This is a genomic window from Paraburkholderia sp. BR13439, assembly GCF_040948805.1.
In the GTDB taxonomy this organism is placed as follows: Bacteria; Pseudomonadota; Gammaproteobacteria; order Burkholderiales; family Burkholderiaceae; genus Paraburkholderia; species Paraburkholderia youngii.
The window spans coordinates 1-2627 of sequence record NZ_JBFPKN010000094.1 but is presented as its reverse complement, the minus strand read 5'-3'; the positions used below and the strand labels follow the sequence as shown (position 1 = coordinate 2627).

Annotated in this window: 2 protein-coding genes; both read left to right on the top strand. The window is 60.5% G+C overall.

Features of this window, described 5'->3' with window-relative positions; genetic code table 11:
- Window positions 1-328: 328 nt before the first annotated feature.
- Window positions 329-526: a hypothetical protein gene (locus AB3X96_RS42220; protein ID WP_129964158.1), complete on the top strand. Its 198-nt coding sequence runs from the start codon at window positions 329-331 to the stop codon at window positions 524-526.
- Window positions 504-2597, top strand: coding sequence for a recombinase family protein (locus AB3X96_RS42215; protein ID WP_368594373.1), 2094 nt, complete (start codon window positions 504-506; stop codon window positions 2595-2597). The genes AB3X96_RS42220 and AB3X96_RS42215 overlap by 23 nt, the downstream gene beginning before the upstream one ends.
- The last annotated feature ends 30 nt before the right edge of the window (window positions 2598-2627 follow it).

Below are 2627 nucleotides of genomic sequence, written 5' to 3'. Positions count from 1 at the left end.
GATCGCCAAGCCACACGACATTCAACATACCGATCGCAAATTGTGGTGATCGCATACCGCTGGCACCCCGCCTACGGCCAGGAATACAGGCTGGTCCGCCGCACTGGGCGCCGCGGGAATGAGATGGTTCACCTCGACGTCCCGCAACAGATCTCCCGCGAACTGCCTGCCTGGATGCTCGATGCGTCGATATGCTCGGCAATGTCGCTTGGCGAACCGCAAGTGAGCGCCGAAGCGCTGGCCTTCTTGTGCCGCGTCCTGTCTGATCGGAAGCGCCACTCCGCCGCAGGAGGATCATCGAAGCCTCTGTCAACGGAGGGCCATTCCGATGAGACGACTGCAAAGAGAACCCGGCGTACAGCTTCCGCTGGAACTGCACCTAGATCCCACCTTCGACGCAGCCATAGTGGGGAATCGACGGGAGGAAGTGATCGACGCGCTCGCGGCACTTCTGCTGGAAGCGCTGGGCAAGCCGGCGAACATAACCGACCCAGGAGATCGCGATGAACCAGAAGATCTCCGCTGAACATCTCTGCCGAGGCGCGGTGGTCTACGTCCGTCAATCAACCATGAGCCAGGTGGTGGAGCACACAGAGAGCCAGAATCGTCAGTACGCGCTCGCTGAATTTGCACGAACCATGGGCTTTGCTTCAGTGACGACGATCGACGATGACCTTGGACGTTCGGGCTCCGGCAGTATCGAACGTCCCGGGTTCCAGAAGCTGGTCGCGTCAGTGTGTGCAGGATCCGTCGGCGCCGTGTTCTGTCTCGAGGCTTCACGACTTGCGCGCAACGGCCGCGATTGGCACCATCTCATTGATCTTTGCGCGCTGGTCGGCACGGTCGTCGTTGATCACGACGGTATTTATGACCCCAGGCTGGTCAACGATCGGCTCCTGCTTGGACTCAAAGGCACGATGTCGGAGTACGAACTCAGTCTGCTGCGGCAGCGTGGCATTGCCGCGCGTGATTCGAAGGCCCAGCGTGGCGAATTGCGCTTTGCGCTACCTCCGGGCTACTGCTGGAACGAGCTTGGGCAGATCGAGATCGATCCAGACGAACGGGTTGCCGAGTCCATCCGGGTGCTCTTCCGTAAGTTTCGCGAACTCGGCAGTGCCCGTCAGGTGCTGCTATGGGCCATACAATCCGACGTGAAGCTGCCGGTGACACGGCACGGCCCCGCGGGCATCCGGATCGAATGGAGCAGGCCTGCATATCACACGGTCGTCCAGATCCTGGAGCATCCGGTTTATGCTGGGGCGTATGTGTTTGGAAGGACGACCCAGCGCACTGCGGTCGTCGACGGACGGGCTCGTAAGACTGAAGGCCACTCCAAGCCAATGAAGGACTGGAGCGTCCTGTTGCGCGACCATCACCCAGGGTACATCACGTGGGATCAGTTCGAGGAGCATCAGAGGATGATTGCCGAGAACACACACATGAAGAAGCGGGCTTCCCGTCGATCTGCTCGTGGTGGGCGGGCATTGCTTACTGGCCTGGCGCGATGTGGCCGGTGCGGCCGAATGATGCGAGTCAACTACGGCATGAGAGCCGGCCACGCGCATCGCTATTACTGCCGTGGCGACGAAGCACATGTCGGAGCATTCCGCTGTATCGGAATCGGCGGAATACGTATCGACAAAGCAGTGGCGGCCGCAATTCTCGAAGCGGTTTCGGAGCATGCGGTGGAAGCGGCCGTTCGCGCTGCACAGCAAACATCGCGCGCAGGCGATGATGCGCGTCGCGCGTTAGCCTGCGAGCTCGAGGAAGCGCGCTACGATGCCTCTCTTGCCGCACGCCGGTATGAGGTTGTGGATCCGACGAAACGATTGGTTGCACGCGAGCTTGAAGCGCGTTGGAATGCAGCCCTCGAACGTGTCGCTCACCTTGAAGAGCGCGCTGCGCTTCTGGACCGCGAGGTTGCAAGCCGGCCCGCGATCGACCAGACGCAGTTGATGACGCTCGCGCACGATCTCCCGGCGGCGTGGAATGCGCCGGGCACCGATATGCGAACAAAGCAGCGGCTGACCCGAATTCTCATTCAGGAAGTCGTGATTGATCTGGACGACAATACGAACGAAGCAGTCGCAACGGTTCACTGGACCGGTGGTCGGCACACGGAGCTGCGCGTCGCACGCGTGAATGTTGGTCGATATCCATCTGGCCAACACTTCAGTGCTGTTGAGGTTATGCGCAAGCTTGGCGGGCAGTGGCCGGACAGGGAGCTTGCGGTGACCATGAACCGCATGCGATGCAAATCGCCAGACGGCAAGACCTGGACCACGGTTCGTGTTACCGAACTGCGTGAACGGCTGGGCATTGCGCCATTCGATCCGATGGCATCGCATGCGGAGACGATCAGCGTGGAAGAGGCCTCACGGCGACTGGGAATCTACGGCAGCTCGATTCACCGCCTGATCCGTGAAGGAATACTGCCTGCGACTCAACTCATGCCCTCGGCGCCCTGGCAGGTCCCTGTTGCTGAGCTTGATTCCGAAGCCGTCAGGGAAGGTGTACGGGCTATTAAGGAAAGGCGACCGCCTCACTTCAAGGCCCGACAGGAAGCAGAGAAGTCACTCAAGTTGCCGGGCTTCTAACCAAAGGATGCACTATGTCACGAGACTCCC

Excerpts from the sequence above, each read along its gene's own strand:
- AB3X96_RS42215 (WP_368594373.1), top strand. The coding sequence starts at position 504 with ATGAACCAGAAGATCTCCGCTGAACATCTCTGCCGAGGCGCGGTGGTC.
- AB3X96_RS42220 (WP_129964158.1), top strand. The coding sequence starts at position 329 with ATGAGACGACTGCAAAGAGAACCCGGCGTACAGCTTCCGCTGGAACTG.